The sequence below is a fragment of the Saccharopolyspora sp. NPDC000995 genome, assembly GCF_053599315.1.
Window position 1 is genome coordinate 1 of record NZ_JBSFLZ010000149.1, and the last position, 15,884, is coordinate 15,884.

A 15,884-nucleotide genomic window follows, 5' to 3' on the forward strand; every position below is an offset into this window, starting at 1 on the left:
CCCGCACCGCGTCCACCGGCAACCCCACCGGCAGCACCGCCGGCAGCACCGCCGCCGGATCCCGATGCAGTGGCGGGGCCGGCTGCGACCCGTCCACCGGCACCATCGTCGAATCCGGCGACACCGCAGTGCCATCCTGGCGATGCGAATCCCCATGCGCCGCAACCGATTCCACATGCGAATCCCCATGCGCCGCAACCGGGTCCGCACCGGAATGCCCATCGTGGCCGGTCCAGCCATCCGGCGAGGACCCATGCCTCGCGGGCACCACACCACTGCCGGAGTCCACGACAGACCCGGCCCTGCCAGTCTCCGGCAACGCGGCATCCACAGGCGCACCAGAAGCATGCGGGGTCACCGCCGGTGAATCCGGTGTCTGCGCCGAGGTAGGCACCTCCAGCGGCCGGTTCCCGGGCACACCCACACCAGGCACTCCGGGCACCTGATCACCACCGGCAACCGGACGGTACGGCGGCGGCGGCGTCCCCGGCCGATCCTGCCCGGAACCCACCACCCCATCGGAACGTGCCGGCAACGGCTCGCCCGGCCGGTCCTGCCCGGAACCCACCACGTCATCAGGGGAATACGCCGGCGGCGGCGTCGCCGACCGGTCCTGGCCGGAACCCACTACCCCGTCGGAGTGTGCCGGCAACGGCTCGCCCGGCCGGTCCTGCCCAGAACCCACCACCCCATCGGAACGTGCCGGCAACGGCTCGCCCGGCCGGTCCTGCCCGGAACCCACCACGTCATCAGGGGAATACGCCGGCGGCGGCGTCGCCGACCGGTCCTGCCCGGAAGCCACTACCCCGTCGGAGTGTGCCGGCAGCGGTGTGCCTGGCCGGTCCTGCCTGGAACCGGGCACCTCTGGAACACCACGAGCCGGCTTCCCGCCCGGCACGCCGCTATCAGCACCCTCCTTACCGTCCTTGCCGTCCTTGCTGTCCGTGACGTCCACGGCAGCGGACACCGCGGGGTCTTTGCCGGAGGGCACCGATACCGCAGCCGAATCCACCGGCCCGACCGGGAAAACAGAGTCCGCATCGGGCAGCTTCGAGACATCGGGCAGCTTCAAAGCATCGGACGGCTTCGAGGTATCGGAGGAATCGAACGTGTTGTCCTTGCCCGGGGAGCCAGGGGTATCCCCTGTCTGCGACCCAGGCCCTGCCCCCAGTAGCGGGGTTTTCTCCCCGTCGAACCCGCCACCGTCGGTGGCGGTGTCCTCACGTCGGCTGGTGTCGTCGAGGTAGGGGCTTGGGCCTTGCGGGTGCAGTTTGCCCCGCCATGCCAAGCCCGCCAGATTGCCCACACCGCTGAACACCGACTCGGACACACCCGCCGTCACCGAGAACGGGTTCCAGGTCACCTCCTGGCCCGTGGCCGCCTGATACCCGACCTCGCCGAACAACTCGCCCAGGCCCTCGGACAGCGCCTCCCCGATCCCGCTGCCGAACCGCGCCGACCACATGCCCCGCACCGACATCCCCGCGTAATCATCCAGGTGCTCCCCCACCGCATCCGCGAAGCGCGCCATCGCCGACACCGGATACTTCTCCGCGTGCTCGTCCACCGCCCGCTTCGCCGCCGCCTCCAGGATCTTCTCGTCCACCTCATCGCCCAGTCCCCGCACCAGCACCTTCGTCAACGCGTTGCCGACCAGTCCGCCTACCGCCGACAACGGCAGCGACACCAACGCCGAGAACGCCCCCATCCCCGCCGCCTGCTCGGAGAACTTCCCGTTCCACTTCTCGGCCGATTTCTCACCCAGCATCTGCCCCTGGGCCTGCAGATCCGGCACCACGTTGAACGCCACACCACCGGCCGCCGCCATCGCCAACCGCATGAACAACTGACCCCACCACCGCGACAGCAAAAACCGCATCACCGCCATCCGCGCCGCCAGCCACGCCATCGACGCGCCACCGGTCGCCGGCGCCCAATACACCGCCCACGCCATTTCGAACGCCAGCAACTCCAGACCATAAATCGTCGCCAGCTTCAAATACCGCACCTGCCGCGCCAGGTCCCGCACGAACACCGCTAACTCCCGCAACGCCCCCTCACCCGAGGCCAGCAGCCCATCGAAGCTATCCAGCCCGTCGGCGAACCGGTCCGCAGCCTTCCCTGAAAATTCCGTCCGCACCTTCGCCACCAATTCCGCCACGAACCCGGCCATCTCCCCGACCCCCGCCGCACCGGAGTCCAACGCATCCGCCACCGCGAACAACAGACCCTCATCCGCATCCGTCATATCCTCACCGGTCAACACCTGGAAAAGCCGCCTCGCCCCCTCCGACACCATGATCGACGAAAACATCACAACCACCCAACCCCAACGCCGCTACAACACATGGCGGCAACGATGTATGCGGGAATCAGCCCTTCCGCCCCGCTGTGAACCAGCCCTTGGATCCGCCGGTGCTGTGACGTGCAAAGACCCGATAGCCGGGCGACCTCAGCCGCCCGGCTCCCGAACCACAACACGTCTCTCACAACGAGAACACGCCTCCTTCAGACAGCAAGGTTCACCACGCCACTCGAATCCATGAAGGCGTCGCTTCGACGGATATGCTCGCGAGCGAAAAGGGAAGTGCAGCGCATATTCGTACTCACGAGTCAAAGCGCATGACCCGGAGCTCGAACGGTGCGGTTTCGATGACCGGCTGCGCACGCCCATCCATCGGGTCAAACAGCCGAACACCATCGGTATCGTTCACAGCCACCAACAGGTGCCCGACACTCTCCCGGCCCCGGGTATCCCTCCTCCGCAACCACACCAGCACCTGGGTCTGCGCGGGAAAAGAAGCGATCTCCTCCAAAACCCCGAACCAATGCTCATGAACACTAACACCGACCACAGGGCCGAGCTGGGCCACCATGGGACCAAACCACGCGGCTTGCGCGGGCTCCGGCGGTGGCATCAACCCCGGCTTTCCGGCATTCCAGTCATCCAGCCACGCCCACGGATCACGGTTGGGCAAACCGAACGGCTCTTCACCAGCCGCTTTCGGGACCACCACAGCCGCATCCAGCATCTGGTCACGCCAGTCACCACTGTCCTGGAAACTCCGGGTGGTACAAGCGAACAACCAGCCACGCTCAGTCTCATCGACCGGATCAGGAGAGACAAGCCCCACCTCCCCGTCATAGCGGTATCCCAGCCACGCTTCCGCCTTCTCAACAGCCCCAGCGAATTCGCCCGCCGCGACTTCCCACGGCAGCAGCCCACCGACCGAGTCACCTTGCGGGCGACGGAAACGCGCCACCACAAGCTCAGCTACTTCGGCGTCATTCTGCTCCGCGAACGTCCCCCTCAGACCATCAAGAAAGACCACAGCGTCATCCGCGTAGTCGGCATACAACAGGTGACCGGCCAGTTCACGCCCACCGAGCTGACGACGCAACCACACCACGGCCCGAGTCCCCACACCCCCGTCCACAATGGCCCTGCTCGCGTCCTCCCAGGTCGAGCAGGTCACAACCTCGGCATCGGGGAAATACGCCGCCAGCATCCGATCCCACCAACCCGGCGTCTCGCCGGCCGGATCCCACGGCAACGCCGAGGCAGGCCAGCAATTCACCGCGGCATCCGTCGCGATCACAGAGTTACTCGCGTTGACCCGCCAGCGCCACGATTCAGGCTCCGTCCGCGACAAGTTGAGGGCCTCATCCAGCGGACCGGCATTGGACGCGGGAAACGGCTCCGTTCCATCCAGAGGCACGCAGACCGTCGCCGCCAACATCGGCTCATCGGACTCCACGTAGCGGCAACCGAAGAACGCAGCCCGCTCCGTCGAGAGGATCGCCTCCTCATCCCTCAACACCACACGCTGCCCATAGGTGCCGTGCAACCAGGAGCGCGCCCGCTCCGCGAGCTCGTTCATGTCCCTCCGCCCCTCACTCGCAAAACTATCTCCAGGGCAGTATGAGCTCACCACACCAAGTACCCAAGCTGCTTACCCGAAGGTCAGGCACAACCTGCCCGCTCAGTCTACTGTCTCTCTGGTGGTGTGTGTGAAAGATTCCTGTCCGTGACAGCCTTCGATGCCTGACCGGTGACCAGGTCTCGCGCAACGCGAAGTAGCTGGTGCATGACGAGCACATATGGCGTGTTCCTCGACCTGCACGTCGACACGGGCGAGCCCCATGCCGCGGGCTTGGCCCCGACCGGAAAGTGCCCGCACGATGTGCCCCTGCGTACCAGCGAACCCAAGTTGCGGGCATTGTTCGACAAGCCCGCCGAACACGGCCCCCTGCTGGTCATGGTCGACCAGTGCTGCGTCAAGCAACGTTGATCGGGCATTGAGGGTGCCGCCAAGGCGGCTGGATGGTGGGTGGGCTGCGAGCGCATGATGATCAATAGGATGATCAAAGTTCGTTGACGAGGCACTAGCCAGCCAAGGTTGGGGACCGCCGGTCGCCGTCGCCGGAATCCGGCGGCAGCAAAGTCGCCTACCTGCCTGGTCTGGTCAAACGCCGGCATCACCAAACCTCTACTCCAGACCCGGTATTGCTACTACCGACACCCTCGCCGCCAACGTCATCACCGACGCCGCCCGCATCCTGCTGAGATCGGCTACGCCTTCGCGTTCGCGAGCGCTCTCATGCCCAACTGGAAGCAGTCCCAAACTCCCTTACCAGGGGTGTTGAGATGATCACGCTGCGGCACTGGCCGTGCCCCAGACATCGGTGATCAGATGTTGGCCGATTCCAGCAAGGGGTAGGTTCTTGTGCGCATTTCATCCTCGTATCCTTCGATCGCCTCGATCAGGCCAACCCGACCAGCGGCTGCATCGATCAGCGCTGTGGCGAGGGAACCGGCGTCTCGGAGGGCGCTGTTGGCGCCGTCGCCGAGCATGGGTGGCATCGCGTGGATGGCGTCGCCGAGAACGGTGACGTTGCTCGGCCGCCAAGCCGCGACAGGCCGGACAACGCGGTTGGTCTTGGGCACGATCGAGCTTGGCAGGACGTTGGCCACCAGGTACTGCAATCCGGGATGCCAGTGGGCGACTGCACGCCGCATCACGGTGTGGAGAGAAGGCTTGGAACCGGCGAAGAAGTCCGTCCGGGATAGTCCGATGCTTTCCGCTGCGGGTTCGATACTGACCGACACGTAGTCATCGACCTCGTCGAGCCACAGCCCTGGCGCCAAATCCGCTGCCGCGGCTTTGAAATTGCGGCGCGCCTCGAAGACGCTTGCTGCCATGAGTGAGCCGATGGGGTCCATCGTGATCACGAAGCTGTCGTCGAAGGCGTCTGGAAGTGTATGACGGAGGGTGGGTGTCAGCGGCGCTTTCGAAAGCAAGACGTGCTCGACGAGCACGTCGACTTCGGCATCCGGCAAGAGCTGACGCCGGATCACTGAATTGATCCCATCCGCGCCGATCAGTACGTCGGCCGTTACCTCTTCGCCGTCTGCGAGTTCGACAGTAACTCCAGCCGCGGACTGCTGGTATCCGCCCACCGGGCGCCCGAAGTGCACCACGTTCTCGATGCCGTGGAGCATGATCTGGCACAGCGTCCGGCGATGCACGGTGGTGTGCGGCACGATCGGGTCGTTCGGGGGCCCGATGTGGGGTTTCGTGGCGACCTCGTTGCCGCGATAGTCCTGCAGGACGAAGACATCCCGTCTTGGCGTGACGCGCGAAGTCTGCTCGTACAGCTCGTACAGGTTGTGCGGCAGGCAGGTGCGCAGGCCCAGTCCTCCATCGGCGTTCATGTGCAGCAGGTATCCGCTCCACGAGATCGCAGGGCTGCGTTCGTAGACCGAGCACGTAATGCCCGCCCGGGTCAGTCCTTGGGCTAGGCAGAGTCCACCGATACCAGCTCCGGCGATCACGACACGCATAACGGCTCCCCACTCAGCACGTGGGCACGTGCACCGCCCACCTCGTCGGCGCACACGACCAGCACCGTGTCGGCACGTCCTTGTCGTATCAGGCCGTGTGCGTGGTCGTCGGCGATGGCAGCGGTTTCCTCACCGGATGTGATGGCCGACAGCGAACCCTTGATGCCGAGCAAGTGGCCAGTCAGCCATGCCACTTCGGGGGCACCGTTGGTGCCCATGACCACACCGGTGTCGGCTGGCAGGCCGTCTTCCGAAATGGCCGCCGCGAGCGAGGCCAGATCAACCGCGCTGTCTCTTGTCGATACGTAGGCACCTCGAACTTGCCTGTCGTGCGCACGGCGCTTTCTCCTGCCTGCATACGACTCCAGGTCTGCTCGAGGTCGCGTCCGAATCCGGTGTCGAGCATGATTCGGGTAATGGCGATGGCTGGCGTCACCGGCGTAGTTTCCCTGTCTCGTTGCGTTCGATGGCCGACACGACCAGAACTTCGTGCGGCACGAGGTTCCATGACTTGAGGGCGATCCGGACTGCCTTGACGACATCGGGGTCGCCTGGCCCGTACGGTACGACGAGGACGGTGAAGTCCTCGCCGCGTACTGGGTCGTCGACCGGGACGCAGGCGACGTCCTTGCTCGGCACAGTGTCGCGAGCCTGTGCTCGACCTCGTCGAAGTCCACCCGCACGCCGTTGATCTTGCGGAGCCGATTGCGCCTGCCGTGGAAGCAGAAGTGCCGTGGGTCGACGACCTCCACGAAATCACCGGTGGCCCAGGTACGGGTGCGTGACCATTGTGTTGGCACGCCGGTGGATCCGGAGGTGCCAACGGTCACCACCTCGGGCACCTCACGACTCAGCACAGCTTCCAGCGGGGATGCGCTGAACGCGTCCCGACGGACGGACCAACCACCCTGCGGCCCATCGGCCTGGCCAAAATAGTGCCGCAGCGCCGTTTCCGGGGCGAGGTTCATGTCCGGGCACCAAGCTCGCTCACGATCCTGTCTGTAATCGAGGCGGTGCTGCCCAGTCGGCCGGCGCCTTTCTCCAGGTCGAGCGACCCCGCACCCAGCTTCTGCTCCAGCCGAGCCACCGCGTCCAGCCGCACCAAACTGTCGAAGATCCCTTCTGGAATCTCGTCTAGCGGTTGGTCGGCGGGCCAGTCTTCCAGGGAGATTCGCATGGCGTTTCCGATGGCGGCCCGAACCAGCGGTTCGACGGTCGAACTGTCGGTGAGCACGTCCCAACTCCTTGTCGTCATCCGCCCATGGCGGAAACACCGCCGTCGAGTCGGGATGTTGGCGCCATTGATTTAGGTGGCCTCATCGGAGGCGAGGAACAGGGCGAGGTTGGCGACTTCCCGTGGTTCGCAGTTCCGCCGCGATGGCGTGATGCGCATCAGGTCGTCGAACTCTCCCGCGTCGATGTGCGACTGGGTCGCGTCGCTGGGCACCATGGCCGGGCTGATGTAGACCGCCCGGATGTTGTGGTCGGCTCCCGCCGCGGCCAGGTGCCTGGTCATCGAGATGAGCGCGCCCTTGGTGACGCCGTGCGGCAGCATCGGGTGGAACAGCACGCCACGCATGCCCGCGACAGAGCCCTTGATCACTTCGCCGCCGCCACGCGCCCGCAGGTGTGGCCACGCCGCCCTTGTGCAGAGATACGGCAAGTCCAGTTCGGTGCGCAGCGTGTAGTAGCAGTCGTCGAGCGGCTGCTCGTCGAACGGCCCGCTACGCAGGTCCCCGGCGTTGTTCGCCAGGATGTCGATCCCGCCGAACGCTGCGATGCCCGCCTCGATCCAGTTCTGCGCCGTTGCCGGATCCGGCAGGTCGGCCGGAGCGAACGCTGCATCACGCCGCCGGCCGCCTGCACAGCTGCGACCGTCTCGGCGGCCGACCGCTGATTTCGTGTCGAGCCGAAAACCTCGGCTCCTTCTGCGGCGAATATCTTCGCCAACTCCGGGCCGATTCCAGCACGTCCTGTGCCACTGATGAATGCGATCTTTCCTGCGAGTCTGCCCGACATGTCTTCCATTCGTCCGAAATGTGGCGAGTTCACAACACGAACACCAAAAGGGACACAGGCCAAGCTGCACAAGCAGACTTGTGGGCGCACATTCGCATTGTCAACGCCGGCGACACAAAAGGGAACAAACCTTTGGCCATTCGGGCACAACCGTTGCCGAAAGCATTTCCGGACGTAGCGTTAAGCCATGGTAGTACGCGCGAAGTCGTCATTCGATCGGCAATTCAGATGAACGAATCAGCAAATCGTCTGAACCACACCGCTGAGCCCGGAATTCCTGGTGAACCCGCTTCCCACCTATGCCTTCCTGCCGGCGAACCAGCCAGTGCCGCCGGTCGCTTCCCCGGAGGGGCCGCGCATGGCTGGTGACCCGGTACGACGACGTGCGCAAGGGCTTGAGCGACCCGCGCACGTCCAACGACCAGACCCAGCACCCGGTGAGCACCCCGTTCGACGCGCTGCCCGCAGTTGTGCGACCCGCCATCGTCGGCGACGTGCAGAAATTCGACCCACCGGACAACAAACGCATACGCCGAATGCTCGCCCCCGCCTTCTGGGCACAGGCCGCCGAACGCCTGCGGCCCAGCCTGATCGCGTTGGCCGGGGAGTTGATCGACTCCTTCGGCGAACGGCCGCAGGTCGACCTCGTCGCCGAGTACGCGGCGGCGTTCGCGGGCCGGTCGCTCGCCGAGATCTTCGGAATCCCGGCCGACCAGCACGAACACTTCCAGTCACTTGCCAATGCGGTGGTCACCGCGATTCATGGCGGTACCCCGGATGCACTCGTCGCCCCCGCACTTGAACTGTACGACTACATCGAGACCTTTTGCGCGGACCGGGAAGCGCATGCCGGTGAAGACCTTCTCTCAGTCCTGGTCCGCGAGCACAAGGACGGTCACCTGAACCGGCCCGAGCTGACTTCCAGGATCTTCGCCCTTCTCAACGCAGGGCAAGAAGGAACGGCGAACCTCATCGGCAACGGCCTGCACCTGCTGCTGACTCACCCGGCGGAACTGGCGCGGTTGCGGGCATATCCGCAGCTGTTGCCGTCCGCTGTGGAGGAGTTCGCCCGCTACACCGCACCACTGGATCTGCCGATCTTCCGCTCGTCCGGAAAGGACACCCAATTCGCCGGGACTGCCGTGCCCGCGCACGAGCCGATCATGTTCTCGTTGCTGTCCGCCGGGCACGATGAGAACCGGTTCGACAAACCCGCGCAGCTGGACATCGGCCGCGCCGACAACCACCACCTCGCCTTCGGCCGCGGAACGCACTTCTGCCCCGGTGTGCCGCTGGCCCGGGTTCAGGTCCAGGTGGCCATCGGTGAATTGCTCGCCCGGACCGGGTCTGCCTCGCGGTTCGCCGTCGCGGCAGACCAGATCGTTGCCCGAACGAGCGTGGTGACCCGGGGCCTGGCGGCCTTGCCCTGCCTGATCAGCTGAGAGCGGGTACCTGTGCACATCGCGTTCATGTCGATGCCGGCTGCCAGAAGGGTCCATCCCGGACTCGCCAGTGAGCACTGAGCTGAGGCTCCGCGGTCATCGCGCCATCTACGTGACTACGACTGAATACCTTGGACGACGGCCCGGTCCCCGCGGACACCACGATGCACCCATGAGTGCCGCAGGCTGAGTTATTCTTCACGCCCAAGCGGTTTCACACGCGCCCGAAATCGGCCGCACCCTCGGCGGTGCGACTGCCGCGACAGGACCTTAGCAAAAGCTAACCTCTTCACCGTTTCAGGAGACACCGGATGCTCAGTGACACAGCCGATCTCGTTGTGCTGCGGGTTCCCGCCCCTCTCGAGCTGCCCGATCTTGAGCGCGCGGCTCGTCCGATCGACGTCGTCACGGACGACAAGACACGACGCCGGATCGAGGACTGCCACCGGTTCGTGCTCGACTCCCACGCAGCCAGCAAGGCCATCTACGGAGTGACCACGGGGCTCGGCCCGCTGGTCAAGTTTCCTGGGCGCAGCGAGCTGCCCGATCAGGCCGAGAACACCCTGAACCACCTCACCACCGGCCACGGCCCTGACCTGCCGGCCGCCGTCGTACGCGCAACACTGCTGGTCCGGCTCTGGTCGCTGGCCAGGGGACACTCCGGCGTTTCGTTATCGGTCATCGACGCCCTCGCGGCGATGCTGCGTACCGGCTTCGCCCCTGCTGTGCCGCGCCTGGGATCCGTTGGTGCTAGCGGCGACCTGATCCCACTCGCCCACGCCACCCAGGCGCTGCGCGGCAATGGTTACGCGTACTTGGGTACCAGCCGGATGCCGGCGGGCGACGCGTTGCACCGGGCAGGGCTGCAGCCGTTGCGACTGGACGGGCGCGACGCCCTGGCACTGGTCAACGGCACATCGTTGACCGCCGCCGCCGCCGGCCTCGCGCTCGCCTCGATCCGCCGATCACACCTCACCGCGCAGGTGCTGTCCGCGCTGATGGCCGACATACTGGGGTGCACGCTGGCTTATCTGTCCGAGAACCTGCTCACGGCATTCGGCCACGAACACGCCGCGGCGGTGGGCCGAGAAATGCGTGGACTGCTAGCAGGCACCGAACCTACCGGTGCTCGCGGGCTCCAGGAGCCGTATAGCATCCGATGCGTGCCTCAACTGCTCGGCGCCGCCGGGTCCGCGCTCGACTACGCCGCCTCGGTCATCGAAGTGGACCTCAACGGCATCAGCGACAATCCGGTGTTCTTCCCCGAGCAGAATGAGATCGCTCACGGCGGCAACTTCTTCGGCCAGCCCGTGGCTTTCGCCGCCGACCTGCTCACCAACACCACTGTCCAAATGGGCAACCTCGCCGAACGGCAATTGGACCTCATGGTCGACCCGCACCGCAACAGCGGTCTGCCACCCGTCCTGGCAACGATCCCCGGTGAACAACACGGCGTCCAAGGTGTCCAGCTCGCCGCCACGGCCACCGTCGCCGATATGCGGCGCAACGCCACCCCGGCCGCGATGCAGAGCCTGCCCACCAATCTCCACAACCAGGACATTGTCCCGTTCGGCACACAGGCCGCGCTCAATGCGCTCGATCAATCCCGTTCGCTGCGCTGGCTGCACGGCGCGTTGGCTGTCGCGCTGCGCCAGGCCGTGCACGTCGGTGACCGCCGGCCGACTGCCCCGGCCTGCTCCGCAGTGATGGACAGGTTGATCGCCGAAGTACCCCCGATCGACCCCGACCGTCCGCTCGACCTGGACGTGCAGCACGCGGCCGACGTCCTCGACGACTACGCCCGCGAACGGATCAACTGATCCGGCGGTATGTCAGCGAGTCCTGCGGAGGGCATTCCCTCGTGGGCGACGCCGAGGGCGATGACAAGCTCGAAGAAAGAAAGTCTCATCGACCATCGGCACGCCGCCGTCGCGAGAGCATGAAGGCCCAGTCACCACGTGGCGACTGGGCCTTCGGTCTGTGGAAAATCTATGCGGTGTAGGCGACCGCATCGAATTCGTGGTGGGTGACGCCGTCCTGGAACGCCAGCAGTTCGGCTTCGGTGAACGCCAGCTCGACGGCTGCCCAGCCACGACGGCGAAACACGTACATGCCATCTGTGTCGCGGCGGGCGATCTCCAGGCACAGCGCCTCGGTGCAGCCCTCTCGAGCACCCGCTAAGAAGGCGTCAAACTCCTCGGCAGTGAACACCAGCCGGTGGTCATCTGGCGCGCCGAACACCGCCTTGTCGTCACGCAACTCGACCCAACCATCCCGGCGGGCGACACATACACAGTCCTTGTCAGGGCGGCTCTTACGGGCCTTCCGGAATTCCGTCTCCGCGAAGATAAACGAGGGAGCTGTGTTCATTGGCAATCTCCTTCGGTGTTACTTGGATGGGGACGATCGTGCGGAGTCGGCAGCCACGCTCTTCAGGAACCGCCGAGTCTCCGCGAATGTCAGAGCAGCGTTCGCGAGACGTGCCCACGCCGCCTCCTACGCTTTGAGCGCCTTCTTGTCATCGACGTACCGGATCTCGATTTCACCCTCGACGTATGCGAGTTCCAGGGGCCCGGCCGCGCCGGGCGATGGCACGCGAATCAACACGAACGGACTTGAAATCGGCGAACGTCGACCAGCCGGGCGGTCGAAAGGCATGATCTGGAGGTGGACGTTCGACCGGTTGGCGAGTTTGATGAGGTGGTCGATCTGCTCACGCATGACGGCGTTGTCGCCCCATACTCGCCGGATGCACGATTCCGACAGCACGAACTGGACCAGCGGCGGCTCGTCCCTGTCGAGGATGTCCTGCCGCGCCAGCCGCGCCTGGATACGATCTTCCAGCGTCACGCCGTTGATCTCGGGCTGGTCGGCGTGCATCGCCCGGACGTACGCCTCGCATTGCAGTAGCCCCGGTACGACCTCGACCTCAACTGCACGGATTTGATCAGCGTGCCTCTCAAGGTCAACTCGTAGCCGGATGTCCTCGGAGTACGCACGGTTGTGGCCGGTGGTCCAGAAGCCTCGCTTGTGGTTGTCCCGGCGCAGGTCGCGCAGTGCTTCCAGATAGCCCTCATCGGTGAAGCCGAGCTTCGACGCCAGAAGCACGAGGTCGCCGGGGCTGATGCTGCTCGCGCCACTGATCAGGCTGGCGATGCGCGGCTGGCTCGTCTCAATGAGTTTGGCAGCCTCGGCCTGCGACGAGTCCGCCTTCTGGATCATGTGGGCGATCTCGCGCCCAAGCAGCAGCTTCTTGGCCGTGCGAACAGTTGCGGGCATCTGCTCTGCCTCTCCTGTGATTGACAAGCGGCGTTGCCGAGCGAGGCGATACCTCCCTTCATCACAAAGGGTATCGCCCACAGCCACTCGATCGGATGGGTACTGAAGACTTGATTATCTAGCTTGCTTAGATCAAGCTAAGATCAACAGGTCAGCGTGATCCAGATCTCGACGAGATCGACACCACCTTATAAAGGAGCGGGATATGCCCATGCTCGGCACGCCGGTGCATCAACGCCTAACTAGACGAAATGCTGCTTGTAGCAACGTTTTCCAACACCTTTGAGACCTGCCCGGGCCGTTCCGTGTCCTCCCGACTGGGAAGGGCCGGGCACATGAGGCGGGCGACGCAGCGTCGAGACCGTGCGGTGTTCCCCGACACCGCGTGCCCCTCGGGCTCCGCGCGCCGCCCGCCACCCGTACAAGCCCCGAACACTGGAGTGGAGTCTTCATGTCCCAGCCTCAGGCGCAGCAGCGCTACTTCTGGTTGCCAGTGCCAGACGAGTCCAGCTCCTACGGACTCGTACGGCACGCTTTCGCGGGCACCCGCCTGGACACCGGCACAGCCAGCGAAGCGTTCTGCGGCAACACCTTCGCCCTGGCCAATCCATCCGAGATGGACTGGATTCACGCCAAGACCTGCCAGGACTGCAACACGCTGCTCAAAGAAATGAAGGGTTGGCCACGGTGACCTCCCACATGCGGTGGCCCGACGGCACCCCAGTCGACCCCGAACCCGGCAACGTCCCGACGACCGACAACTACGTCTGGCGGTTCATCGAGTCGCCCGTCTGGGCCCGGATCGACCACGAGCTCAAAGAACGAATCATCCAGCGCCTTCGCGCGCTCTGAAGACCCGGCCCGATGCCGCGACCTCCCCTACTCGCGGCGGCATCGAGCCGCGCGGCCGGGCGGAGTGGCCCTCCCCCCGACACACCGCCCGGCCGCATCCCCAACGACAAGAACACACGTCCTGCGGGCTGGACAGATACTCCAGGACACGGTGCACGGTTACCGCCCCGTATCCGGCCACACCTCATCCTCCAGAAACGGCTCACCGAAAGACAGCCCGTCAGTGCTTTCACCCCCAAACCACGCGATGGAATCCCCCTCTTCATCAAGGAACGCAGCGAGATCATCGTCGCCGGCCACCGGCCCGGCACCGTCGGCACCCGCAGCATCGTTGTCGGCATCCTGCCCCAGGAAGGCGAGCAACTCGGTCTCGAGAAACTCCTCGTAAGCGCCCTCGTCCAGCATCACCCCAGCACCTGCCGCACCCTGCGGCACCTCATCTACATCCGCCACGGCCCGAGCAAGCCACTCATCCAGATCGGCGTCAGCCGACCACGCGTCCCGGTCGTCCTGATCCGCCCCAGTCCACCCCGATACCCCCTCCGATCCCGTACCCATCGGGGCCCCACCCGCCCCGGTCTCCATCACTTCCCCGGCCTTCTTCTTCCGCTCCCGCCCCGCCACCTTCGACCGGAGCTCCGTCAGTTCCGCCTCCTGCTCCTCAGACAGCGGCCCCCGCTCCTGCAACCCCTCCAACACCGCAACCCGGGCGGCAGCAGCCATTCCCGCCCGGTACCGTTCTGCGTCCCGTTCCTTCTGTTTCTGCCACGCCTGTGCCTTCGGCCGGAGCTCCGTCAGTTCCGCCTCCTGCTCCTCAGACAGCGGCCCCCGCTCCTGCAACCCCTCCAACACCGCAACCCGGGCGGCAGCAGCCATTCCCGCCCGGTACCGTTCTGCGTCCCGTTCCTTCTGTTTCTGCCACGCCTGTGCCTTCGGCCGGAGCTCCGCCAGCTCCGCCTCCTGCCCCTCAGTCAACGGACCCCGTCCCCGCAACGCCTCCAACTCCGCAACCCGGGCGGCAGCAGCCATTCCCGCCCGGTACCGTTCTGCGTCCCGTTCCTTCTGTTTCTGCCACATCTGTGCCTTCGGCCGGAGCTCCGCCAGCTCCGCCTCCTGCCCCTCAGTCAACGGACCCCGTCCCCGCAACGCCTCCAACTCCGCAACCCGGGCGGCAGCAGCCATTCCCGCCCGGTACCGTTCTGCGTCCCGTTCCTTCTTCTTCTGCCACATCTGTGCCTTCGGCCGGAGCTCCGCCAGCTCCGCCTCCTGCCCCTCAGTCAACGGACCCTGCTCCCGCAACCCCTCCAACACCGCAACCCGAGCCGCAGCAGCCATTCCCACCCGGTACCGCGCCAAGTCCACTTCCTTCTGTTTCTGCCACGCCTGTGCCTTCGGCCGGAGCTCCGCCAGCTCCGCCTCCTGCTCCTCAGACAGCTGCCCCCGCTCCTGCAACCCCTCCAACTCCACAACACGGGCAGCAGCGGCCATTCCCGCCCGGTACCGTTCCGCGGCCCTTTCCTTGTGTTTCTGCTTCGGCTGCGCCACCTTCGGCTGGAGCTCCGCCAGCTCCGCCTCCTGCTCCTCAGACAGCAGCCCCCGCTCCTGCAACCCCTCCAACACCGCAACACGGTCGGCAGCAGCCTTTCCCGCCCGGTACCGTTTCGCGTCCCTTTCCTTCTGTTTCTGCTTCTTCTGCACCACCTTTCGCTGGAGCTCCGCCAGCGCCGCCTCCTGCTCCTCAGACAGCGGCCCCCGCTCCTGCAACCCCTCCAACTCCGCAAGCCGGGCGGCAGCAGCCTTTCCCGCCCGTTGATACTTCGCGTCCCGTTCCTTCTTTTTCTGCCACGCCTGTGCCTTCGGCTGGAGCTTCGCCAGCTCATCCTTCTGCTCCCCAGTCAACGGCCCCTGCTCCTGCAACCCCTCCAACACCGCAACACGGTCGGCAGCAGCCTTTCTCTCCCGGTAATACTTCGCGTTCTCTTCCTTCTTTTTCCGTTTCCGCTCCGCTCTCGGGTCCTGCTGTGCTGCCTGATCCGTCGGCGTGAGCTCCCCCCTCTCACCGTCACCCGGACTCCTGGACACAGGCCCAGCAGCGGCTGTGTCCACCTTCCGCCGCTTACCCCCGCGTGAACTCTCGCCCGCCTCCTCCCGCGAATCCTGATCCGCCTTTCCCCGCGTCCTCTTCGTGTCCTTCGCGCCGGCTTTCCCCGCCACCGGCCCGGACACACCACCCCGACGCTTCGGACCCGTCACCACAGTCGGCAGCCCCAGCCCCCCGTCCTGGCCCCGCCACCGGGAACCACTGGGCGGCAACACCACCTCCCCCTCCACTCCCACCCCCGGCACCGGTACCGGGATCACCCACATGCCGGTCGCAGTCAGGACATCGGCGTCCTCGGCTTCCTCTCCCTTCTGCGGGTCCAGCAGAACGACCCGACCGTGCCCAT

Annotated in this window: 15 protein-coding genes; 5 read left to right on the forward strand and 10 right to left on the reverse strand. The window is 65.6% G+C overall.

The window, feature by feature from the left end:
* Together ACWDKQ_RS31395 and ACWDKQ_RS31400 are read right to left on the reverse strand one after the other, a co-directional pair.
* On the reverse strand, positions 1 to 2,314 hold a 2,314-nt coding region (locus tag ACWDKQ_RS31395), incomplete at its 3' end, for a WXG100-like domain-containing protein (protein WP_450142387.1).
* Positions 2,315 to 2,606: 292 nt separating this feature from the next.
* Complete coding sequence (locus ACWDKQ_RS31400) at positions 2,607 to 3,881, reverse strand: YrhB domain-containing protein (protein ID WP_450142388.1); 1,275 nt, start codon at positions 3,879 to 3,881, stop codon at positions 2,607 to 2,609.
* Positions 3,882 to 4,088: 207 nt separating this feature from the next.
* On the opposite strand from ACWDKQ_RS31400, the gene ACWDKQ_RS31405 reads away from it, so the two are divergent.
* The gene (locus ACWDKQ_RS31405; protein ID WP_450142389.1) at positions 4,089 to 4,292 is read left to right on the forward strand and encodes a hypothetical protein; all 204 of its coding nucleotides are present in this window, start codon (positions 4,089 to 4,091) and stop codon (positions 4,290 to 4,292) included.
* A gap of 398 nt (positions 4,293 to 4,690) precedes the next feature.
* Here ACWDKQ_RS31405 and ACWDKQ_RS31410 read toward each other — a convergent pair whose 3' ends face one another.
* From ACWDKQ_RS31410 to ACWDKQ_RS31430, 5 genes are all read right to left on the reverse strand, one after another.
* Positions 4,691 to 5,845: an FAD-dependent oxidoreductase gene (locus ACWDKQ_RS31410; RefSeq protein WP_450142390.1), complete on the reverse strand. Its 1,155-nt coding sequence runs from the start codon at positions 5,843 to 5,845 to the stop codon at positions 4,691 to 4,693.
* Entirely contained in the window at positions 5,833 to 6,063 is a 231-nt protein-coding gene (locus ACWDKQ_RS31415) for a hypothetical protein (protein ID WP_450142391.1), read from the reverse strand. Before ACWDKQ_RS31415 ends, ACWDKQ_RS31410 begins: the two co-directional genes overlap by 13 nt.
* A 214-nt stretch (positions 6,064 to 6,277) precedes the next feature.
* On the reverse strand, positions 6,278 to 6,484 hold the full coding sequence (locus ACWDKQ_RS31420; RefSeq protein ID WP_450142392.1) for an AMP-binding enzyme: 207 nt from the start codon (positions 6,482 to 6,484) through the stop codon (positions 6,278 to 6,280).
* Positions 6,485 to 6,809: 325 nt separating this feature from the next.
* Positions 6,810 to 7,079 (reverse strand): hypothetical protein, encoded by a 270-nt coding sequence (locus tag ACWDKQ_RS31425; RefSeq protein ID WP_450142393.1) that lies wholly within the window; start codon positions 7,077 to 7,079, stop codon positions 6,810 to 6,812.
* Between the two features lie 72 nt (positions 7,080 to 7,151).
* Positions 7,152 to 7,934 carry an SDR family NAD(P)-dependent oxidoreductase gene (locus ACWDKQ_RS31430; RefSeq protein WP_450142394.1) on the reverse strand — a complete coding sequence of 261 codons (783 nt, stop codon included), beginning with the start codon at positions 7,932 to 7,934 and terminating at the stop codon, positions 7,152 to 7,154.
* Positions 7,935 to 8,229: 295 nt separating this feature from the next.
* Between ACWDKQ_RS31430 and ACWDKQ_RS31435 the strand changes: the two genes are divergently transcribed.
* Both ACWDKQ_RS31435 and ACWDKQ_RS31440 read left to right on the forward strand, forming a co-directional pair.
* Entirely contained in the window at positions 8,230 to 9,306 is a 1,077-nt protein-coding gene (locus ACWDKQ_RS31435) for a cytochrome P450 (protein ID WP_450142395.1), read from the forward strand.
* A 311-nt stretch (positions 9,307 to 9,617) separates the two neighbouring features.
* Positions 9,618 to 11,126: an HAL/PAL/TAL family ammonia-lyase gene (locus ACWDKQ_RS31440; RefSeq protein WP_450142396.1), complete on the forward strand. Its 1,509-nt coding sequence runs from the start codon at positions 9,618 to 9,620 to the stop codon at positions 11,124 to 11,126.
* 169 nt (positions 11,127 to 11,295) lie between these two features.
* Here ACWDKQ_RS31440 and ACWDKQ_RS31445 read toward each other — a convergent pair whose 3' ends face one another.
* A complete protein-coding gene (locus ACWDKQ_RS31445) occupies positions 11,296 to 11,676 on the reverse strand; it encodes a DUF397 domain-containing protein (RefSeq protein ID WP_450142397.1) in 381 nt (126 codons plus the stop codon).
* Between the two features lie 126 nt (positions 11,677 to 11,802).
* On the reverse strand, positions 11,803 to 12,666 hold the full coding sequence (locus ACWDKQ_RS31450) for a Scr1 family TA system antitoxin-like transcriptional regulator (protein WP_450142398.1): 864 nt from the start codon (positions 12,664 to 12,666) through the stop codon (positions 11,803 to 11,805).
* Between the two features lie 370 nt (positions 12,667 to 13,036).
* Between ACWDKQ_RS31450 and ACWDKQ_RS31455 the strand changes: the two genes are divergently transcribed.
* Positions 13,037 to 13,276 carry a zinc finger protein gene (locus tag ACWDKQ_RS31455; RefSeq protein ID WP_450142399.1) on the forward strand — a complete coding sequence of 80 codons (240 nt, stop codon included), beginning with the start codon at positions 13,037 to 13,039 and terminating at the stop codon, positions 13,274 to 13,276.
* The gene (locus tag ACWDKQ_RS31460) at positions 13,273 to 13,437 is read left to right on the forward strand and encodes a hypothetical protein (protein WP_450142400.1); all 165 of its coding nucleotides are present in this window, start codon (positions 13,273 to 13,275) and stop codon (positions 13,435 to 13,437) included. Before ACWDKQ_RS31455 ends, ACWDKQ_RS31460 begins: the two co-directional genes overlap by 4 nt.
* A 159-nt stretch (positions 13,438 to 13,596) precedes the next feature.
* Here ACWDKQ_RS31460 and ACWDKQ_RS31465 read toward each other — a convergent pair.
* Positions 13,597 to 15,884 (reverse strand): hypothetical protein (locus ACWDKQ_RS31465; RefSeq protein WP_450142401.1); only part of this gene is annotated, 2,288 nt, incomplete at its 5' end.

Bases quoted from the DNA above. Each gene is read 5' to 3' on its own strand.
- ACWDKQ_RS31400 (WP_450142388.1), bottom strand. From the start codon at position 3,881: ATGAACGAGCTCGCGGAGCGGGCGCGCTCCTGGTTGCACGGCACCTAT.
- ACWDKQ_RS31405 (WP_450142389.1), top strand. From the start codon at position 4,089: ATGACGAGCACATATGGCGTGTTCCTCGACCTGCACGTCGACACGGGC.
- ACWDKQ_RS31415 (WP_450142391.1), bottom strand. From the start codon at position 6,063: ATGGGCACCAACGGTGCCCCCGAAGTGGCATGGCTGACTGGCCACTTG.
- ACWDKQ_RS31440 (WP_450142396.1), top strand. From the start codon at position 9,618: ATGCTCAGTGACACAGCCGATCTCGTTGTGCTGCGGGTTCCCGCCCCT.
- ACWDKQ_RS31445 (WP_450142397.1), bottom strand. From the start codon at position 11,676: ATGAACACAGCTCCCTCGTTTATCTTCGCGGAGACGGAATTCCGGAAG.
- ACWDKQ_RS31410 (WP_450142390.1), bottom strand. From the start codon at position 5,845: ATGCGTGTCGTGATCGCCGGAGCTGGTATCGGTGGACTCTGCCTAGCC.
- ACWDKQ_RS31455 (WP_450142399.1), top strand. From the start codon at position 13,037: ATGTCCCAGCCTCAGGCGCAGCAGCGCTACTTCTGGTTGCCAGTGCCA.